Source organism: Cupriavidus nantongensis (assembly GCF_041726985.1).
In the GTDB taxonomy this organism is placed as follows: domain Bacteria; phylum Pseudomonadota; class Gammaproteobacteria; order Burkholderiales; family Burkholderiaceae; genus Cupriavidus; species Cupriavidus nantongensis_A.
The window spans coordinates 1,819,194-1,836,991 of the sequence record NZ_CP168303.1 but is presented as its reverse complement, the minus strand read 5'-3'; the positions used below and the strand labels follow the sequence as shown (position 1 = coordinate 1,836,991).

Genomic DNA, 17,798 nt, shown 5'->3' with positions numbered 1-17,798 from the left:
TTCCTTCGTTCGCTCATTCATCAGGAAGTACCGCCATGCAGACACCCACACTGGGTCAGCTCGCCACCGAGAACGGCGCGCAGGTTGTGGGTGACCCCGACCTGGCGATCACCGGCCTGGCCCCTCTGGACCAGGCCGGACCGGGCGAGCTCTCGTTCCTGTCCAATCCGCTCTACCTGCAGCAGGCGCTGGATGCCAAGGCCGGCGCCGTGATCGTCTCGGCCGCCGACCTCGAGCGCGTGCGCGCCGAGGGCAAGGCCGACGGCCGCAACTGGCTGGTGGCGCGCAATCCCTACGTATGCTTTGCCCGCGTGGCGCAGCGTTTCGACCGCGCCGCCAATACCGATGCGCGCACCGGCATCGACGCGCGCGCCACCGTGGCGCCCGACGCGGTGGTGCCGGCCTCGTGCTACATCGGCCCCAACGTGGTCATCGAAGCCGGCGCGCGCCTGGGCGAGCGCGTGCGCATCATGGCCAACGGCTATGTCGGCGCGCACGCCGAGATCGGCGACGATGCGTTGCTCTACGCCAATGTCTCGGTCTACCACCACTGCGTGGTCGGCGCCCGCGCCATCCTGCACAGCGGCGTGGTGATCGGTGCCGACGGCTTCGGCTTCGCGCCGGACATCAGCGCGACCGGCGTCGAATACGTGAAGATCCCGCAGACCGGACGCGCGGTGCTGGGCCAGGATGTCGAGGTCGGCGCGAATACCGCGATCGACCGCGGCGCCATGGCCGACACCGTGATCGAGGACGGCTGCAAGATCGACAACCAGGTCCAGATCGCGCACAACGTGCGGGTCGGCGCGCACACGGTCATCGCCGGCTGCGCCGCGGTGTCGGGCAGCACGCGCATCGGACGCTTCTGCGTGATCGGCGGCGCGGCCAACTTTGCCGGCCACCTGACCATTGCCGACCGCACCACGGTGTCGGGCGGCACCTCGATCACCAAATCCATTACCAAGCCCGGCGGCCATTTCACCAGCGTGTTCCCGTTCCTGCCGCATGGCGAGTGGGAACGCAACGCAGCCATCGTGCGCGGCCTCAGCAAGCTGCGCGAACGGGTGGTGGCGCTGGAACGCCGCCTGCGCGGCCAGGCCGCCGGGTCCCAACCCTCACAAGACTAAAAGAGAAATCATCATGAGCGCGGCCGAAATCGATATCCGCAAGATCCTCAAGCTGTTGCCGCACCGGTACCCGTTCCTGCTGGTCGACCGCGTGCTGGAGTTCGAGGCGCAGAAGCGGATCAAGACCCTGAAGAACGTCACCATCAACGAGCCGTACTTCCAGGGCCATTTCCCCGAGCAACCGGTGATGCCGGGCGTGATGATCCTGGAAGCGCTGGCGCAGTCGGCCGGCCTGCTGACCTTCGGCGCCGACATGGAGCGCAAGGAAGGCGCGCTGTACTACTTCGTCGGCATCGACGGCGCCCGCTTCAAGCAGGTGGTGTATCCGGGCGACCAGTTGCACATGAACGTGACGGTCGAGCGCTATATCCGCGGCATCTGGAAGTTCAAGGCGTTCGCCACGGTCGACGACAAGGTGGCCTGCGAGGCGGAGCTGATGTGCACCGTGAAGCAGGCCGAGTGAGGCCGCCCGCGGCCCGCGGCGCTGCCGCGGGCTGACTGCCGCATCCCCCGCGCCCCTTCGCGCCGCGGGGGCGCACGGCCCGGACGGGAACCTTTGCCCGGCGCATTGGCCCATCCTTCACCAGACCCATCACAGGACAGTACGCATGACGCAAATCCACCCCACCGCACTGGTCGACCCGAAGGCAGAGCTGGCCGCCGACGTCAGCGTCGGCCCGTTCTCGATCGTCGGTCCCAATGTGCGGATCGGCAGCGGCACCCGGATCGGCTCGCATACGACGGTCGAGGGCCATACCACGATCGGCGCGGGCAACACCATCGGCCCCTATGCCTCGGTCGGCGGCGTGCCGCAGGACATGAAGTACCGCAACGAGCCGACCCGGCTCGAGATCGGCGACCGCAACACCATCCGCGAATTCACCACGATCCACACCGGCACGGTGCAGGACCGCGGCCTGACCAGCATCGGCAACGACAACTGGATCATGGCCTATGTCCATATCGCCCATGACTGCATGGTCGGCAACCACACCGTGTTCTCCAGCAACGCGCAGATCGCCGGCCACGTCGAGGTCGGCGACTGGGCCATCCTGGGCGGCATGAGCGGCGTGCACCAGTTCGTGCGCATCGGCGCCCATGCGATGCTGGGCGGTGCCTCGGCGCTGGTGCAGGACGTGCCCCCGTTCGTGATCGCGGCCAGCGACAAGAGCGGCAACAAGGCCACGCCGCACGGCATCAATGTCGAAGGGCTGCGCCGCCGCGGCTTCGACGCCGGGCAGATCGCCGCGCTGCGCCAGGCCTACAAGCTGCTTTACAAGTCCGACCTCAGCTTCGACGAGGCGCGCAACGAGATTTCCGCATTGCTGGCGCAGGTGGATGCCGGCACCGCGGCGCCGCTGCAGGCCTTTGTCGACTTCCTTGCCGCGACCCAGCGCGGCATCGTGCGCTGAGCCGGACCCACATGGCTGACGCCGCGATTCGGAAGGACCTGCCCGCGGGCAACGGCAGCGCCGCGGGCAAGCGCGGCACCATCGCCATGGTGGCCGGCGAGGCCTCGGGCGACCTTCTGGCCTCGCTGATGATGGGCGGGCTGCAGGCCCGCCTGGCCGAGACCGGCGAGGCGGTCGACTACGCCGGCATCGGCGGCAAGCGCATGATGGCGCAGGGTTTCACCTCGCGCTGGCCAATGGAAACGCTGTCGGTCAACGGCTATGTCGAGGTGCTGGGCTCGCTGCGCGAGATCCTCGCCACGCGTCGCGCGGTGCGCGAGTGGCTGCTGGCCGAGCCGCCGCTGTGCTTTATCGGGGTCGATGCCCCGGACTTCAATTTCGGCCTGGAAGTGCCGCTGCGCCGCGCCGGCATCCCGGTGGTGCATTTCGTCAGCCCGTCGATCTGGGCCTGGCGCGGCGGGCGTATCCGCACCATCGCGCGCGCGGTCGACCACATCCTGTGCCTGTTCCCGTTCGAGCCCGAGATCTACGCCAGGGCCGGCATTCCGGCCACCTACGTGGGTCATCCGCTCGCCGACGTGATCCCGATGGTGCCCGACGTGGCCGGCGCGCGCGCGGCGCTGAAGCTGCCGCCCGGGCATCGCGTGGTGGCGGTGCTGCCGGGCAGCCGCCAGTCCGAGGTGCGCAACCTCGGCGCCACCTTTTTCGCGGCGATGGCTCGCATGCAGCGCATGGACCCGAAGCTGGCGTTCGTGCTGCCGGCGGCCAGCGCGCCGCTGCGCGCCATCGTCGAAGACCTGCACCACCAGCATCCGGAACTGTGCCTCACCATTGTCGACGGCAAGTCGCACCAGGCCATGGAAGCCGCCGACGTGGTGCTGCTGGCGAGCGGCACCGCCACGCTCGAGGCGGCGCTGTACAAGAAGCCGATGGTGATCTCGTACAAGGTACCCTGGCTGACCGCGCAGATCATGAAGCGCCAGGGTTATCTGCCCTACGTGGGATTGCCTAATATCCTTTCAGGGCGCTTTGTCGTGCCCGAGCTGCTGCAGGACGACGCCACGCCCGAGGCGCTGGCGCGCGAGACCCTGCTGCAGCTCAACGACGAAGGCAATACCGCCTTCCTCTACGAGCATTTCACCCGCATGCACGAGACGCTCAAGTGCAACACCGCGCAACTGGCGGCCGATGTCGTGGTCGACCTGATGCGCAGCCGGGGGACCGTCTGATGGCACGCCGCAATGCAGCCCGCAGTGCAACCTCTGCGCAGCTGGGACTGGACCTGGCGCCGGCCGCCGGCGCCATCCAGCGCCTGTGCGGCGTCGACGAGGCGGGCCGCGGCCCGCTGGCGGGGCCGGTCTATGCCGCCGCGGTGGTGCTCGATCCGAAACGCCCGATCCGCGGCCTGGCCGATTCCAAGATCCTGACCGCCGCCAGGCGCGAGGCGCTGTACGAGAAGATCTGCGAACGCGCGCTGGGCTGGCATATCGCCTTCGCCACGGTCGAGGAAATCGACACCATCAACATCCTGCACGCCAGCATGCTGGCGATGCAGCGTGCCGTGCAGGGCCTGGCCGCCAGCGGCGTGGTACCGGACCTGGTGCAGGTCGACGGCAACCGTTGCCCGCAGGTCGCGTACCCGGTCGAAGCCATCGTCAAGGGCGATGCGCTGGTCAAGGCGATCTCGGCGGCGTCGATCCTGGCCAAGGTGGCGCGCGACCGCGCCCTGATGGAGTTGCACGCAGCCTATCCGCAGTACGGCTTCGATTCGCATGTGGGCTACGGCACGCCGCAGCATATGGCGGCGCTGGCCGAATTCGGCGCGACCCCGCACCATCGCCGCTCCTTCGCGCCCGTGCGCGAGGCGCTGGCGCAACGGCCGCTGTTTACCGCCATGGTCGCCGCCGCGCCGGTGGCCCAAGACATGGCGGTCGCCGACGCCGGCATCTTCACCGGTGCCGCGCCCGGGGCCGCCACCCAGCTCGGCACCTTCCTGCCCCCCGAAGCATCGTGAAGCACGTCACCTCGCGCGACAACGCGCTGTTCAAGCACCTGAAGGCGCTTGCCGGTTCCACGCACCAGCGCCGCAAGGCCGGCCAGTCGCTGCTCGACGGCGTGCACCTGGCGCAGGCCTACGTGGCCGCGCGCGGCCAGCCCGTGACCTGCCTGGTGTCGGAGCGCCACTACGACCACGCCGAAGTGGCGCCGCTGCTGGCCCAGGTGGACAGCGAGCGCGTGGTGGTGCTGGCCGATGCGCTGTTCACGCAGATCAGCGGCGTGGTCAACGGCATCGACCTGATGCTGGTGATCGAGACCCCGGCGGGCCACCTGCCAGCACGTATCGAGCAGGACTGCATCATCCTGGACGGGGTGCAGGACGCCGGCAATGTCGGCTCGATCCTGCGCAGCGCGGCCGCGGCGGGCATCCGCGACGCCTTCCTCGCCACCGGCTGTGCCTTCGCGTGGTCGGTCAAGACCCTGCGCGCCGGCATGGGCGCCAACTTCCACCTGAATATCGTCGAGCATTGCACGCTTGAGGCCCTGGCGCCGCGGCTGGCGATCCCGCTGCTGGCGACCTCGTCGCACGCCGAGGCCGCGGTGTTCGATACCGACCTGCGCGGACCGGTGGCGTGGGTGGTCGGCAACGAAGGGGCAGGGGTCAGCGAGGGCTGGATGGCCCATGTCACGCGCAAGGTCGGCATTCCGCAACCCGGCGGGATGGAGTCGCTGAACGTGGCCGCGGCGACGGCAATCTGCCTGTTCGAGGCGGTGCGCCAGCGGCGCGCCGGCTGAACTCACCGGCTGACCGCGCGCCGGCGCGGCCAACAAAAGAAAGCGGCCCGTGCGGCCGCATTCTTTTTTCCTGCTTCAGTAGTTGTCGCGATCGACCTTGATCTCCTGCAGGATCGTGGTCGCGATCTCCTCGATCGACTTGTGCGTCGACGACAGCCACTTGATGCCTTCGCGGCGCATCATCGCCTCGGCCTCGTTGACCTCGTAGCGGCAGTTTTCCAGCGCGGCGTACTTGCTGCCGGGGCGGCGCTCGTTGCGGATCTCGGTCAGGCGCTGCGGGTCGATCGACAGGCCGAAGATCTTCGGCTTGAACGCATACAGCGCCGACGGCAGCCGGCCGCGCTCGAAGTCGTCCGGAATCAGCGGATAGTTGGCCGCCTTCAGCCCGTACTGCATCGCCAGGTAGAGGCTGGTCGGGGTCTTGCCGCTGCGCGACACGCCCACCAGGATCACATCGGCTTCTTCCAGGTTCTTGTGTGACTGGCCGTCATCATGCGCCAGCGAGAAGTTGATCGCCTCGATCCGGTTCTTGTAGGCCTCGGTGTCCGCATTCTGGTGGAAGCGGCCGATGGCGTGGGTGGACTTCAGGCCCAGCTCCTTCTCGAGCGGCTCGATAAAGGTCTGGAACATGTCCAGGATCATCGCCTTGGCGCGGCGCAGTGCCTTGTTCGCTTCCTGGTTGACCAGCGTGGTGAATACGATCGGCGGCACGCCTTCGTTGTGGAACGCCTCGTTGATCTTGCCGACGGCAATATGTGCCTTTTCCGGCGTATCGACGAAGGGCATGCGCACCTTGCGGAAGCGCATCTCGAACTGGGCCAGGATGGAATGGCTGAAGGTCTCGGCGGTGATGCCGGTGCCATCCGAGACGATAAACACGGTGCGCACCGCGGGGCGCTCGGCCGCCTGGGGCGCCGGCGCCGCAGGGGTTTCGGCTTGCGTTCCGGGCTGGGACCCGGGTGTCGCCGTTCCGGGCGCTTCTGGCTGGGACATGGGGAGGGTGGAATAAATAGATTGAATCTTCCGCAGAAAAGTGCGGCGCAGCACGGTAGAATAGCGGCGATCTTTTCGCTAAGCAATTCCATAGGGTGGCCCGCTCCGCAACAGGCCCGCGCCACAAACCGCGCCCGGAATTGTCGACAATGCGCGCTACGCGATGAGAGCCGTAGCGCCAGGTCCGCAGCGCCAGTTCGGGGTTGCTTAGCCAAGCGATCCGCCCGGGGACAGAACATCAACAACATACCGGGCATGCGCAACCAGTTTTCTACTTTGTTTTGAGGCTCTCATGACTAACCAGGCAGATAACGGCGCCTATGTGCTGCCGTTCGAGCAGTTGCGCATGGCTGACGTGGAAATCGTCGGCGGCAAGAATTCGTCGCTGGGCGAGATGATCTCCCAGCTGGCGGAAGCCGGCGTCCGGGTTCCGGGCGGCTTTGCCACCACCGCGCTCGCCTTCCGCGACTTCCTTGCCCACAACAACCTGACCGAGCGCATCTCGCAGCGCCTGAAGACCCTGAACGTCGACGACGTCAAGGCGCTGGCCGAGGCCGGCGCCGAGATCCGCAACTGGGTCGCCACGGCGCCGTTCCAGCCGCGCCTGGAACAGGAAATCCGCGAGTTCTATGCCCGCGTGGCCGAGCGCGAAGGCGCCGAGGCCTCGTTCGCGGTGCGTTCGTCGGCCACCGCCGAAGACCTGCCCGACGCCTCCTTCGCCGGCCAGCAGGAGTCCTACCTGAACGTCAGCGGCATCGACGACGTACTCGACAAGATCAAGCACGTGTTCGCCTCGCTGTACAACGACCGCGCCATCTCCTACCGCGTGCACAAGGGCTTTGCCCATGACGTGGTGGCGCTGTCCGCCGGCATCCAGCGCATGGTGCGCTCGGACCTGGCCGCTTCCGGCGTGATGTTCACCATCGACACCGAATCGGGCTTCCCCGACGTGGTCTTCATCACCTCCAGCTACGGCCTGGGCGAAACGGTGGTGCAGGGCGCGGTCAACCCGGATGAGTTCTACGTCTTCAAGCCGACGCTGCAAGCCGGCAAGTACCCGATCATCCGCCGCTCGATCGGCTCCAAGCTGATCAAGATGGAGTTCACCAAGCCGGGCGAAGCCGGCCGCGTGAAGACCGTCGACGTGCCGGGCGAGCTGCGCAACCGCTACTCGATCACCGATGACGACGTGACTGAGCTGGCGCGCTACGCAATGATCATCGAGAAGCACTATGGCCGCCCGATGGACATCGAATGGGGCAAGGACGGCAAGGACGGCAAGATCTACATCCTGCAGGCCCGCCCGGAAACCGTGAAGAGCCAGTCGGCCGGCAAGGCCGAGCAGCGCTTCAAGCTCAAGGGCACGGCCCCGGTGCTGACCAGCGGCCGCGCCATCGGCCAGAAGATCGGTACCGGCCCGGTGCGCGTGATCAACGACCCGTCCGAGATGGAGCGCGTGCAGCCCGGCGACGTGCTGGTGGCCGACATGACCGACCCCAACTGGGAGCCGGTGATGAAGCGCGCCTCGGCCATCGTCACCAACCGTGGCGGCCGTACCTGCCACGCCGCCATCATCGCGCGTGAACTGGGCGTGCCGGCGGTGGTCGGCTGCGGCGATGCCACCGACGTGCTCAAGGACGGCACGCTGGTGACGGTGTCGTGCGCCGAGGGCGACGAAGGCCGCATCTACGACGGCCTGCTGGAAACCGAAGTGACCGAGGTCCAGCGCGGCGAGATGCCGGAGATCGACGTCAAGCTGATGATGAACGTCGGCAACCCGCAGCTGGCATTCGACTTCGCGCAGATCCCGAACAACGGCGTCGGCCTGGCCCGCCTCGAATTCATCATCAACAACAATATCGGCGTCCACCCGAAGGCCATCCTCGACTACCCGCAAGTCGACGCCGACCTGAAGAAGGCCGTCGAAAGCGTGGCCCGCGGCCATGCCAGCCCGCGCGCGTTCTATGTCGACAAGCTGGCCGAGGGCATCGCCACCATCGGCGCGGCCTTCTACCCGAAGCCCGTGATCGTGCGCCTGTCGGACTTCAAGTCCAACGAGTACAAGAAGCTGATCGGCGGCTCGCGCTACGAGCCGGATGAAGAAAACCCGATGCTGGGCTTCCGCGGCGCCTCGCGCTATATCGCCGAAGACTTCGCCGAAGCCTTCGAGATGGAATGCAAGGCCATGAAGCGCGTGCGCGACGAAATGGGCCTGACCAACGTCGAGATCATGGTGCCGTTCGTGCGCACGCTCGGCCAGGCCGAGAAGGTGATCGAGCTGCTGGCCAGGCACGGCCTGAAGCGCGGCGAGAACGGCCTGCGCATCATCATGATGTGCGAAGTGCCGTCCAACGCGATCCTGGCCGAAGAGTTCCTGCAATTCTTCGACGGCTTCTCGATCGGCTCGAACGACCTGACCCAGCTGACGCTGGGCCTGGACCGCGACTCGGGCATGGAGCTGCTGGCCAAGGACTTCGACGAGCGCGATCCGGCGGTGTGCTTCATGCTGTCGCGCGCGATCTCGGCGTGCATCCGCCTGGACAAGTACGTCGGCATCTGCGGCCAGGGTCCTTCGGACCATCCGGACTTTGCCGCCTGGCTGGCAAAGGAAGGCATCAAGTCGATCTCGCTGAACCCGGACTCGGTGGTCGAGACCTGGCAACAGCTGGCTTCCTGAGGCATTTGACGTCACAATAACGATTGCCGGCGCCCTCGGGCAGCCGGCGTAGGCACCGGCCCTGCGTCAGGTGTTGCAAAGCCCCGCAGACGCTGTATGGCGCTGCGGGGTTTTTTACTTTTTCGGGAAATCCGTGGTCGAACGGGAGCTTGGATGGCGTACTACATCTGGTTCGTGGCGGCGGTGCTGCTGGTGATCGTCGAACTGAACACCGGCACCTTCTATCTGCTGATGGTGGCGGTGGGCCTGGCCGCCGCCGGGGTGGCGGCCTTGCTGGGCGCATCGCCCGCGGCGCAAACCCTGACCGGGGCGCTGGTCGCGGCGGTGCTGATCGCCGGGCTGCGCCGCACCCGCCTGGGCAAGCTGCGGCGCGGCAATGCCGCGGCCGATCCCAACGTCAATCTCGATATCGGCCAGGAGCTCGACGTGCCGGCCTGGGACGCCAACCGGCGCGCGCGCGTGCCGTACCGCGGCGCCGACTGGACCGTCGAACTGGCGCCCGATTGTCCCCCCGAGCGCGCGCTGGCGCCGGGGCGCTACCGCATCGTCGCGGTGCGCGGCAGCACGCTGGTGGTGTCGCCCCGCTGAAACCCTGTCTTCCGAATCCTTTGCGCATCGCGGCCGCGGCCGCGGTGTGTTCCGCCTGCCGCCGACCGGCGGCGCCGTACCGATGTGTTCTGCCTGGAGGGTCGTTACATGCTTGCTTTTCAGCTTGGTTTGCTGCCGCTGATCATCCTTATCGCCGTTATCGTGCTGATTGCCAAGGGCATCAAGATCGTGCCGCAGCAGCACGCCTGGGTGCTGGAGCGCCTGGGCCGCTATCACGCGACCCTGACGCCGGGGCTGTCGATCGTGGTGCCGTTCGTCGACCGCGTCGCCTACAAGCATGTGCTCAAGGAAATCCCGCTGGATGTGCCCAGCCAGGTCTGCATCACCAAGGACAACACGCAGCTGCAGGTCGACGGCGTGCTGTACTTCCAGGTCACCGACCCGATGAAGGCCTCGTACGGCTCCAGCAACTTCGTGGTCGCGATCACGCAGCTGTCGCAGACCACGCTGCGCTCGGTGATCGGCAAGCTGGAACTGGACAAGACCTTCGAGGAGCGCGAGTTCATCAACCACAGCGTGGTCAATGCCCTGGACGAGGCCGCCTCCAACTGGGGCGTGAAGGTGCTGCGCTACGAGATCAAGGACCTGACCCCGCCCAAGGAGATCCTGCATGCGATGCAGGCGCAGATCACCGCCGAGCGCGAGAAGCGCGCGCTGATCGCGGCCTCCGAAGGCAAGCGCCAGGAACAGATCAACCTGGCCACCGGCGCGCGCGAGGCGGCGATCCAGAAGTCGGAGGGCGAGCGCCAGGCGGCGATCAACAAGGCCCAGGGCGAGGCCAGCGCCATCCTGGCGGTGGCCGAGGCCAATGCGCAGGCGATCCAGAAAATCGGCAATGCGATCCGCACCGAGGGCGGCATGGACGCGGTCAACCTGAAGGTGGCCGAAGAATACGTGGCCGCGTTCGGCAACCTGGCCAAGCAGGGCAATACGCTGATCGTGCCGGGCAATATGGGCGAGATGAGCAGCATGATCGCCACGGCGCTGCAGATCGTGAAGGGGCAGCAGAAGGCGGCTTGAAGTAGGGCTGAATGAAGGGGGGGCTGAACGAGGGGCGCGCGGCGCGGCGGTTCAGTCCTTGTTGTCGCCCTTCATGATGCGGGCCTTCTCGCGTTGCCAGTCGCGCTGCTTTTCGGTCTCGCGCTTGTCGAACTGCTTCTTGCCCTTGGCCAGGCCGATCTCGCATTTCACGCGGCCGCGCGTGTAATGCAGGTTCAGCGGCACCAGCGTGTAGCCGCGCTGCTCGACCTTGCCGATCAGCTTCTTGATTTCGTCGGCCTTGAGCAGCAGCTTGCGCGTGCGCACCGGATCGGGCTTGACGTGGGTGGAGGCGCTTTGCAGCGGGCTGATATGGGCACCGATCAGGAACATCTCGGCGTCGCGCACGACCACGTAGCCTTCCTTGATCTGCACCCGCCCGGCGCGGATTGCCTTGACCTCCCAGCCTTCCAGCACGATCCCGGCCTCGTATCGTTCCTCGATGAAATAGTCGAAGAAGGCCTTCTTGTTGTCTGCAATGGTCATGCGTGCGGGTAGGGTGCGGTAGGGTGGATTCTGGCCGGTTCGCTGCAGCGCCGCATGGCGGGATGCCGCGGGGCGCGCGGGTCGGCTAAAATCGAGATTCTAGCAAACCAGCCCCCGGCACAGGCGCATGCCTGCCGCGCACAGCGCGCGGCAGGGCCGCAAGCCAGATTTCCCCTTACATGGCAGACGTCCATAAATCCGTCCTGCTCGGTTACTCCGCCGCGCAGATGTATGACCTGGTCACCCGCGTGGAGGACTATCCCAAGTTCCTGCCATGGTGCGGCGGCGTGGAGGTGTTCGAGCAGACCGAGACCAAGCTCGACGCCAAGATCCATATCCACTTCAAGGGCATCCAGCAGTTCTTCCATACGCGCAATACCCAGGAACGCCCCACGCGTATCGACATGAGCTTTGCCGATGGGCCGTTCAAGACCTTCAACGGGTCATGGCGCTTTACGCCGCTGCGCGAAGACGCCTGCAAGATCGAGTTCCACCTGCACTACGAGTTTTCCAGCCTGCTGCTGGAGAAGCTGATCGGCCCGGTCTTCAGCATGATCGCGAATACCTTTGTCGATGCCTTCGTCAAGCGCGCCGAGGTGGTCTATGGCACTAACTGAAGCACCAACTGAACGCAGCGCCGGCACGGTGCATATCGCGGTCTGCTACGCGCGTCCGGATGCCGTGTTCCTGAAGGCCATCGACGTGCCCGCCGGCACCACGATCGCCGCCGCGATCGTCGGCTCCGGCCTCCAGCAGGCTTGCCCGGAAGTCGATCCGGCCACCATGCGCGTGGGCATCTTCGGCAAGCTCAAGACCCCGGAGACGGTGGTGCGCGACGGCGATCGCATCGAGGTGTACCGGCCGCTGACGGCGGATCCGAAGCAGGCGCGCCGCAAGCGGGTACAGAAGCAGCGCGCCAGCGGCACGCGCGAGGGCCAGAAATGGTTGCGCGGCAACAGCTGAGCCGCGCATTGCCGCCAAAGCAAACGGGGCCCGTGCGGCCCCGTTATCGTTGCTTCAGTTGCAGTGCTTTTCCAGGTTGGCGCTGGTCTTGAGAATTTCCGCCTGGCGCTGCTCGCTGTTCAGGTGCTGCAGCGAACCATCCGGTCCGGCGACCGCGGCGCGCATGCCCTGCTGCAGTCCGGTGGCGTAGTTGCGCAACTGCGCGCAGCGCACGGCGCGCTCGGCCGCCTCGGTTTCCTTGCGGGCTTCTTCGGCGGCGGCCTTGAGGCTGGCTACGCGGCGCTTCTGGAACGCTTCCTCGGGCGTCGGCGCGGCAGGCTTGGCCGCTGCCTTGGCCGGAGCCGGTGCAGGTGTGGCGGCGTCGGCAGGCTGGGTTGCCTGGACTGGCTGGAAGTCGCCGGCCTGGCGGCCCGGTGCGCGCAGGACCCTTGCCGCGGCCGTGGACGGCGGCACGTCGCTGTAGACCATGTGGCCGTTGGCGTCGCGCCACTGCCAGTAGGCAAGGGCCGGCGCAGGCAGCACCAGGACGGCGGCAAGGGCAGCGGCAAGCAGGCACGGCGCGGACGATCGTAGCATGGCGGGACGTCTCAAAGTGGCTCTGGAAGCACGGGCCGCCGGCTGCCTGCGTGGCGATGCTGCGGCATGACCGCCGCGGCGATAGCTTGGGCGCCCCGCCTGCAAGGCAATGGGTCGCGCCGGTTTGACCCTGGGAAATGCGTTGTATTTTTAGGTGGCGGGGTGACCCCTGCGCCATGGTTCGCTAGTCTACGCAGACTTGTCGGTGGCGTGCAAGCGCACCGACCAGGCCACGCCGACCATCAGCAACACGATCGCCGCGATTTCCAGCGGGCGGGGCCAGCGCTGGTCGAAGACAAAGCCATAGGCCAGCGCGAACAGCGTTTCGAACACGATCATCTGGCCCGACAGCGTCAGCGGCAGGCGCCGGCTGGCGATATTCCAAAGGTTGTTGCCGATCAGCGAGGCCCCCAGCGCCACCGCGGCATTGACCATCCAGAACCATTGCCAGTCGCGGCCGCTGTCGGCGGAGGTCAGGGTGTCGCCGGCGATGACCCAGCCGACCAGCGCGAGCACCGCCGACACCGCGCCGGTCGACAGCCCGTACAAGGCCGACCATTCATTGCCGCTGTAATGCGGGTTGCGCTGCAGGTAGCGCGCGTTGTCGACCGCGTAGAGGGTCCAGCAGACCAGCGCACCGGCAGCGCAGCCGACCCCGGCCAGCTTCTGCCACACCGGCCGCGCCACGGCGCCGGCCGCCGCCGCATGGGCGCCCTGGCCGCCGCCGAACAGGTCGATGTTGATGCAGGCAATGCCCGCGGCCACCACCAGCAGCGGCCACAGCAGCCGCGCCAGCGGCACCGCGCCGTGGTCGCGCCGGCCCATGATGGTGACCGAGATCGGCAGGATGCCGATGATCAGCGAGGTCGGGCCGACCCCGGCCAGCTGCACGCCGAAGGCCAGCAGCACGTAGTAGAGCAGGTTGCCGGTAAACGCCTGGCGCAGCAGCGCCACGCAGTCGGCGCGGGTCAGCTTGCGGGCGATGCGCCGCAGCAGCGGCAGCGCCGCCACGCAGGCCACCAGCCCGTAGGCAAGGTAGCGGCCGATGGCCAGTTCCCATGGCGAAAACGCGGGCAGCAGCTTGGGCGCGATGAACACCATGCCCCAGAACGCGCCAGCCAGCAGCCCGCACAATACGCCGATTCCCATACTTCGCCGTGCCCGAATAAAAAGACGACGAGCATAGCAGACGGCACCTGGGAAAGCCCGTAGCCGGGCATCAGCAAATCGCGCATTCCTGTATAATTCGGTTTTGCGCCTAGAGGAATTGCTATGCGTCTTGTCCAGAAAGCACTCACATTCGATGACGTGCTGCTCGTCCCGGCCTATTCGGCCGTCCTTCCACGGGATGTTTCCCTCCGCACCAGCCTGACCCGCTCCATCGAACTGAACATCCCGCTGGTATCCGCGGCGATGGACACCGTGACGGAAGCGCGCCTGGCGATCTCCATGGCGCAGGCCGGCGGCATCGGCATCATCCACAAGAACCTGAAGCCCGCCGACCAGGCCCGCGAAGTCGCGCGCGTCAAGCGCTACGAGTCGGGCGTGCTGCGTGACCCGATCACCATTTCGCCGGACATGAAGATCCGCGATGTGATCGCGCTGTCGCAGCAGCATGGCATTTCCGGGTTCCCGGTGGTCGAGGGCAAGGCCGTGGTCGGCATCATCACCAACCGCGACCTGCGCTTCGAGGAAGAACTCGACGCCCCGGTGCGCGCCAAGATGACGCCGCGTGAAAAGCTGGTGACGGTGGCCGAGGGCGCGCCGCTGGAAGAAGCCAAGCGGCTGATGAACCGCCACCGCCTGGAGCGCGTGGTGGTGGTGAACCAGGCCTTCGAGCTGCGCGGCCTGATCACGGTGAAGGACATCCAGAAGGCGGTGGACAACCCGCTCGCCAGCAAGGACGACCATGGCCAGCTGCGCGTCGGCGCCGCGGTCGGCGTGGGCCCGGACAACGACGAGCGCGTCGAACTGCTGGTCAAGGCCGGCGTCGACGTGATTGTGGTGGATACGGCGCACGGCCATAGCCAGGGCGTGCTGGACCGTGTGCGCTGGGTCAAGCAGAACTTCCCGCAGGTGCAGGTGGTCGGCGGCAACATCGCCACCGGCGACGCCGCGCGCGCGCTGGTCGAGCATGGCGCCGACGGCGTCAAGGTCGGCATCGGCCCCGGCTCGATTTGCACCACGCGTATCGTTGCCGGCGTCGGCGTGCCCCAGATCACTGCTGTCTCCAACGTGGCCGAGGCGCTCAAGGGCACCGGCGTGCCGCTGATCGCGGACGGCGGCGTGCGTTACTCGGGCGATGTGGCCAAGGCCCTGGCGGCCGGCGCGCACACCGTGATGATGGGCGGCATGTTCTCGGGCACCGAGGAAGCGCCGGGCGAAACCTTCCTGTTCCAGGGCCGCTCGTTCAAGAGCTACCGCGGCATGGGTTCGGTGGGCGCGATGAAGGACGGCGCGGCCGACCGCTACTTCCAGGAAGACAACACCGCCAACGTCGACAAGCTGGTGCCCGAAGGCATCGAAGGGCGCGTGCCGTACAAGGGCTCGGTGATGGCGATCATCCACCAGCTGACCGGCGGCGTGCGGGCCTCGATGGGCTATTGCGGCAGCAAGTCGATTGCCGACTGGCACGACAGCGCCCAGTTCGTCCAGATCACGGCAGCCGGCATGCGTGAATCGCACGTGCACGACGTGCAGATCACCAAGGAAGCCCCGAACTACCATATCGACTGATGCCCCAGCGGCCGCGCACCGTCCCTGCAGGCGGTGCGCGGCCGCGGGCATCGGGGCGAGGGCGCGCCGGCGCGTGCCCGCGCCCGACCCGCCATCCCATCCGAACCTGGCCGCGCGCCATGCAGGCGTTGTCCTGATGCCCGCCGCACCACCGGCCGGGGCCAAGACGAGGAGCGCCAATGAAGGTGTTGCTGCGAGCCGTGCTGTTTTTCGATGCCCTGGTGGACCTGCTGCTGGGCATCTTGCTGCTGATGTCCCCGTTCACCACGCTGTACGCGGCGCTGCAACTGCCGCAGCCGCAGCCTGCACTGTTCGGGCAGCTGCTGGGCGTGGCGCTGGTGGGGCTGTCGGTGCTGCTGTGGCAGGCCGCCTTCAATGGCCAGCTGACGGTGCCGGTGGCGCGCACGGCAGGCTACGTGAACCTGGCCAGCGCGGTGCTAATCATCGCCTGGATGGTGTTCCTGGAGCTGCCGCTGGAAGGCGCCGGCAAGCTCTGGCTGCCGACCATGGCGGTGGTGCTGCTGTTCTTTGCCGTGGTGCAGATCCCGGCGGCCAAGCGCGTGCGCGTGCGCGAACAGCAACGGAAGATGGAACGCGCGCTGCAGGAACAGGAAAGCAGGAAGGAACCCGGCGTTGCCCCCGCGGCGCGCCCCATGAATACCCCAGAATACCGGCGCGAGCCGGTCATCACGCCGCCGCCGGGCTATGGCCCCGGCACGGAAGTCGTGACCGAGCCCATCCCGGAAGACACGCCATCGGCCCATCATGCACGACAAAATCCTCATCCTTGATTTCGGCTCGCAGGTCACGCAGCTGATCGCTCGCCGCGTCCGCGAGGCGCACGTCTATTGCGAAATCCACCCGAACGACGTCAGCGACGCGTTCGTGCGCGAGTTCGCCCCCAAGGCGATCATCCTGTCAGGCAGCCACGCCAGCACCTATGAAGACCACCAGCTGCGCGCGCCGCAGGCGGTGTGGGACCTGGGCGTGCCGGTGCTGGGCATCTGCTACGGCATGCAGACCATGGCGGTCCAGTTGGGCGGCAAGGTCGAGTGGAGCGACCATCGTGAATTCGGCTACGCCGAGATGCGCGCCCATGGCCATACCGAGCTGCTCAAGGACATCGAGGATTTCCGCACGCCGGAAGGCCACGGCATGCTCAAGGTGTGGATGAGCCATGGCGACAAGGTCACCGGCCTGCCGCCCGGCTTCAAGCTGATGGCGTCGACGCCGAGCTGCCCGATCGCCGGCATGGCCGACGAGACGCGCCACTATTACGCCGTGCAGTTCCACCCCGAGGTCACGCACACGGTCAAGGGCCGCCAGATGCTGGAGCGCTTCGTGCTGCAGATCGCCGGCTGCAAGCCCGACTGGGTCATGCGCGACCATATCGAGGAAGCGGTCGCCAAGATCCGCGAGCAGGTCGGCGATGAGGAAGTCATCCTGGGCCTGTCCGGCGGCGTCGACTCGTCGGTGGCCGCGGCCCTGATCCATCGCGCCATCGGCGACCAGCTGACCTGCGTGTTCGTCGACCACGGCCTGCTGCGCCAGGACGAAGGCAAGCTGGTGATGGAGATGTTCGTCGGCCGCCTGCACGCCAAGGTGGTCCATGTCGACGCCTCCGGTCAGTTCCTCGGCCACCTGGCTGGCGTCACCGACCCCGAGCAGAAGCGCAAGATCATCGGCCGCGAGTTCGTCGAGGTGTTCCAGGCCGAGGCCCGCAAGCTGACCAACGCCAAGTGGCTGGCGCAGGGCACGATCTACCCGGACGTGGTGGAATCGGGCGGCACCAAGACCAAGAAGGCCACCACCATCAAGAGCCACCACAACGTTGGCGGCCTGCCCGAAACACTGGGCCTGAAGCTGCTCGAGCCGCTGCGCGACCTGTTCAAGGACGAAGTGCGCGAACTCGGCGTGGAGCTGGGCCTGCCGCCCGAAATGGTCTACCGCCACCCGTTCCCGGGCCCGGGCCTGGGCGTGCGCATCCTCGGTGAAGTCAAGCGCGACTACGCCGACCTGCTGCGCCGCGCCGATGCCATCTTCATCGAAGAACTGCGCAAGACCATCGCCACCGAACACGACGCCGCCGCCGGCCTGTGCGAGCCCGATCAGGTCGGCAAGAGCTGGTACGACCTGACCAGCCAGGCTTTCGCCGTGTTCCTGCCGGTCAAGTCCGTCGGCGTGATGGGCGACGGCCGCACCTACGATTACGTCGTCGCACTGCGCGCCGTGCAGACCACCGACTTCATGACCGCGCACTGGGCGCACCTGCCGTATGCGCTGCTGGGCCGCTGCTCGAACCGGATCATCAATGAAGTGCGGGGTTTGAACCGGGTGGTGTATGACGTGTCGGGGAAGCCGCCGGCTACGATCGAGTGGGAGTGAATG

The 17,798-nt window shown here is 67.0% G+C and carries 18 protein-coding genes; 14 read left to right on the top strand and 4 right to left on the bottom strand.

Annotation, left to right across the window (positions count from 1 at the left end; translation table 11 throughout):
• Positions 1-35 precede the first annotated feature (35 nt).
• The 6 genes from lpxD to ACEI37_RS19645 all read left to right on the top strand — a co-directional run bounded on the left by lpxD (position 36) and on the right by ACEI37_RS19645 (position 5,332).
• Positions 36-1,127: a UDP-3-O-(3-hydroxymyristoyl)glucosamine N-acyltransferase gene (gene lpxD / locus ACEI37_RS19670; RefSeq protein ID WP_373377820.1), complete on the top strand. Its 1,092-nt coding sequence runs from the start codon at positions 36-38 to the stop codon at positions 1,125-1,127.
• Between the two features lie 13 nt (positions 1,128-1,140).
• Positions 1,141-1,590 (top strand): 3-hydroxyacyl-ACP dehydratase FabZ, encoded by a 450-nt coding sequence (fabZ, locus tag ACEI37_RS19665; RefSeq protein WP_010809590.1) that lies wholly within the window; start codon positions 1,141-1,143, stop codon positions 1,588-1,590.
• Positions 1,591-1,735: 145 nt separating this feature from the next.
• A complete protein-coding gene (lpxA, locus tag ACEI37_RS19660; protein WP_111517880.1) occupies positions 1,736-2,539 on the top strand; it encodes an acyl-ACP--UDP-N-acetylglucosamine O-acyltransferase in 804 nt (267 codons plus the stop codon).
• Positions 2,540-2,625: 86 nt separating this feature from the next.
• Positions 2,626-3,768, top strand: a complete 1,143-nt coding sequence (lpxB, locus tag ACEI37_RS19655) for a lipid-A-disaccharide synthase (protein ID WP_232348157.1) — start codon at positions 2,626-2,628, stop codon at positions 3,766-3,768.
• Positions 3,768-4,553, top strand: coding sequence for a ribonuclease HII (rnhB, locus tag ACEI37_RS19650; protein ID WP_373377819.1), 786 nt, complete (start codon positions 3,768-3,770; stop codon positions 4,551-4,553). Before lpxB ends, rnhB begins: the two co-directional genes overlap by 1 nt.
• Complete coding sequence (locus ACEI37_RS19645) at positions 4,550-5,332, top strand: TrmH family RNA methyltransferase (protein WP_373377818.1); 783 nt, start codon at positions 4,550-4,552, stop codon at positions 5,330-5,332. The genes rnhB and ACEI37_RS19645 overlap by 4 nt, the downstream gene beginning before the upstream one ends.
• 75 nt (positions 5,333-5,407) lie before the next feature.
• Here ACEI37_RS19645 and ACEI37_RS19640 read toward each other — a convergent pair whose 3' ends face one another.
• Positions 5,408-6,211: a pyruvate, water dikinase regulatory protein gene (locus ACEI37_RS19640; RefSeq protein WP_010809585.1), complete on the bottom strand. Its 804-nt coding sequence runs from the start codon at positions 6,209-6,211 to the stop codon at positions 5,408-5,410.
• A gap of 406 nt (positions 6,212-6,617) precedes the next feature.
• Between ACEI37_RS19640 and ppsA the strand changes: the two genes are divergently transcribed.
• The 3 genes from ppsA (at position 6,618) to ACEI37_RS19625 (ending at position 10,631) form a co-directional block, all read left to right on the top strand.
• Complete coding sequence (ppsA, locus tag ACEI37_RS19635) at positions 6,618-9,002, top strand: phosphoenolpyruvate synthase (protein ID WP_373377817.1); 2,385 nt, start codon at positions 6,618-6,620, stop codon at positions 9,000-9,002.
• A 153-nt stretch (positions 9,003-9,155) separates the two neighbouring features.
• Positions 9,156-9,590 (top strand): NfeD family protein, encoded by a 435-nt coding sequence (locus tag ACEI37_RS19630; RefSeq protein WP_373377816.1) that lies wholly within the window; start codon positions 9,156-9,158, stop codon positions 9,588-9,590.
• A gap of 108 nt (positions 9,591-9,698) precedes the next feature.
• Positions 9,699-10,631, top strand: coding sequence for an SPFH domain-containing protein (locus tag ACEI37_RS19625; RefSeq protein ID WP_111517886.1), 933 nt, complete (start codon positions 9,699-9,701; stop codon positions 10,629-10,631).
• A gap of 51 nt (positions 10,632-10,682) precedes the next feature.
• Here ACEI37_RS19625 and smpB read toward each other — a convergent pair whose 3' ends face one another.
• A complete protein-coding gene (gene smpB / locus ACEI37_RS19620) occupies positions 10,683-11,135 on the bottom strand; it encodes an SsrA-binding protein SmpB (protein ID WP_062800102.1) in 453 nt (150 codons plus the stop codon).
• Positions 11,136-11,314: 179 nt separating this feature from the next.
• Here smpB and ACEI37_RS19615 point away from each other — a divergent pair, with 179 nt between their 5' ends.
• Both ACEI37_RS19615 and ACEI37_RS19610 read left to right on the top strand, forming a co-directional pair.
• The gene (locus tag ACEI37_RS19615; RefSeq protein WP_373377815.1) at positions 11,315-11,752 is read left to right on the top strand and encodes a type II toxin-antitoxin system RatA family toxin; all 438 of its coding nucleotides are present in this window, start codon (positions 11,315-11,317) and stop codon (positions 11,750-11,752) included.
• Complete coding sequence (locus ACEI37_RS19610; RefSeq protein ID WP_373377814.1) at positions 11,739-12,098, top strand: RnfH family protein; 360 nt, start codon at positions 11,739-11,741, stop codon at positions 12,096-12,098. The genes ACEI37_RS19615 and ACEI37_RS19610 overlap by 14 nt, the downstream gene beginning before the upstream one ends.
• A 54-nt stretch (positions 12,099-12,152) precedes the next feature.
• Here ACEI37_RS19610 and ACEI37_RS19605 read toward each other — a convergent pair whose 3' ends face one another.
• The gene (locus ACEI37_RS19605) at positions 12,153-12,674 is read right to left on the bottom strand and encodes a DUF4124 domain-containing protein (RefSeq protein ID WP_373377813.1); all 522 of its coding nucleotides are present in this window, start codon (positions 12,672-12,674) and stop codon (positions 12,153-12,155) included.
• Positions 12,675-12,863: 189 nt separating this feature from the next.
• Positions 12,864-13,823, bottom strand: a complete 960-nt coding sequence (locus ACEI37_RS19600; protein WP_373377812.1) for a DMT family transporter — start codon at positions 13,821-13,823, stop codon at positions 12,864-12,866.
• A gap of 123 nt (positions 13,824-13,946) precedes the next feature.
• Between ACEI37_RS19600 and guaB the strand changes: the two genes are divergently transcribed.
• From guaB to guaA, 3 genes are all read left to right on the top strand, one after another.
• Positions 13,947-15,410, top strand: a complete 1,464-nt coding sequence (gene guaB, locus ACEI37_RS19595; protein ID WP_373377811.1) for an IMP dehydrogenase — start codon at positions 13,947-13,949, stop codon at positions 15,408-15,410.
• A 179-nt stretch (positions 15,411-15,589) separates the two neighbouring features.
• Positions 15,590-16,201 carry a hypothetical protein gene (locus ACEI37_RS19590; protein WP_373377810.1) on the top strand — a complete coding sequence of 204 codons (612 nt, stop codon included), beginning with the start codon at positions 15,590-15,592 and terminating at the stop codon, positions 16,199-16,201.
• On the top strand, positions 16,176-17,795 hold the full coding sequence (gene guaA, locus ACEI37_RS19585; RefSeq protein WP_373377809.1) for a glutamine-hydrolyzing GMP synthase: 1,620 nt from the start codon (positions 16,176-16,178) through the stop codon (positions 17,793-17,795). Before ACEI37_RS19590 ends, guaA begins: the two co-directional genes overlap by 26 nt.
• Positions 17,796-17,798: the final 3 nt, after the last annotated feature.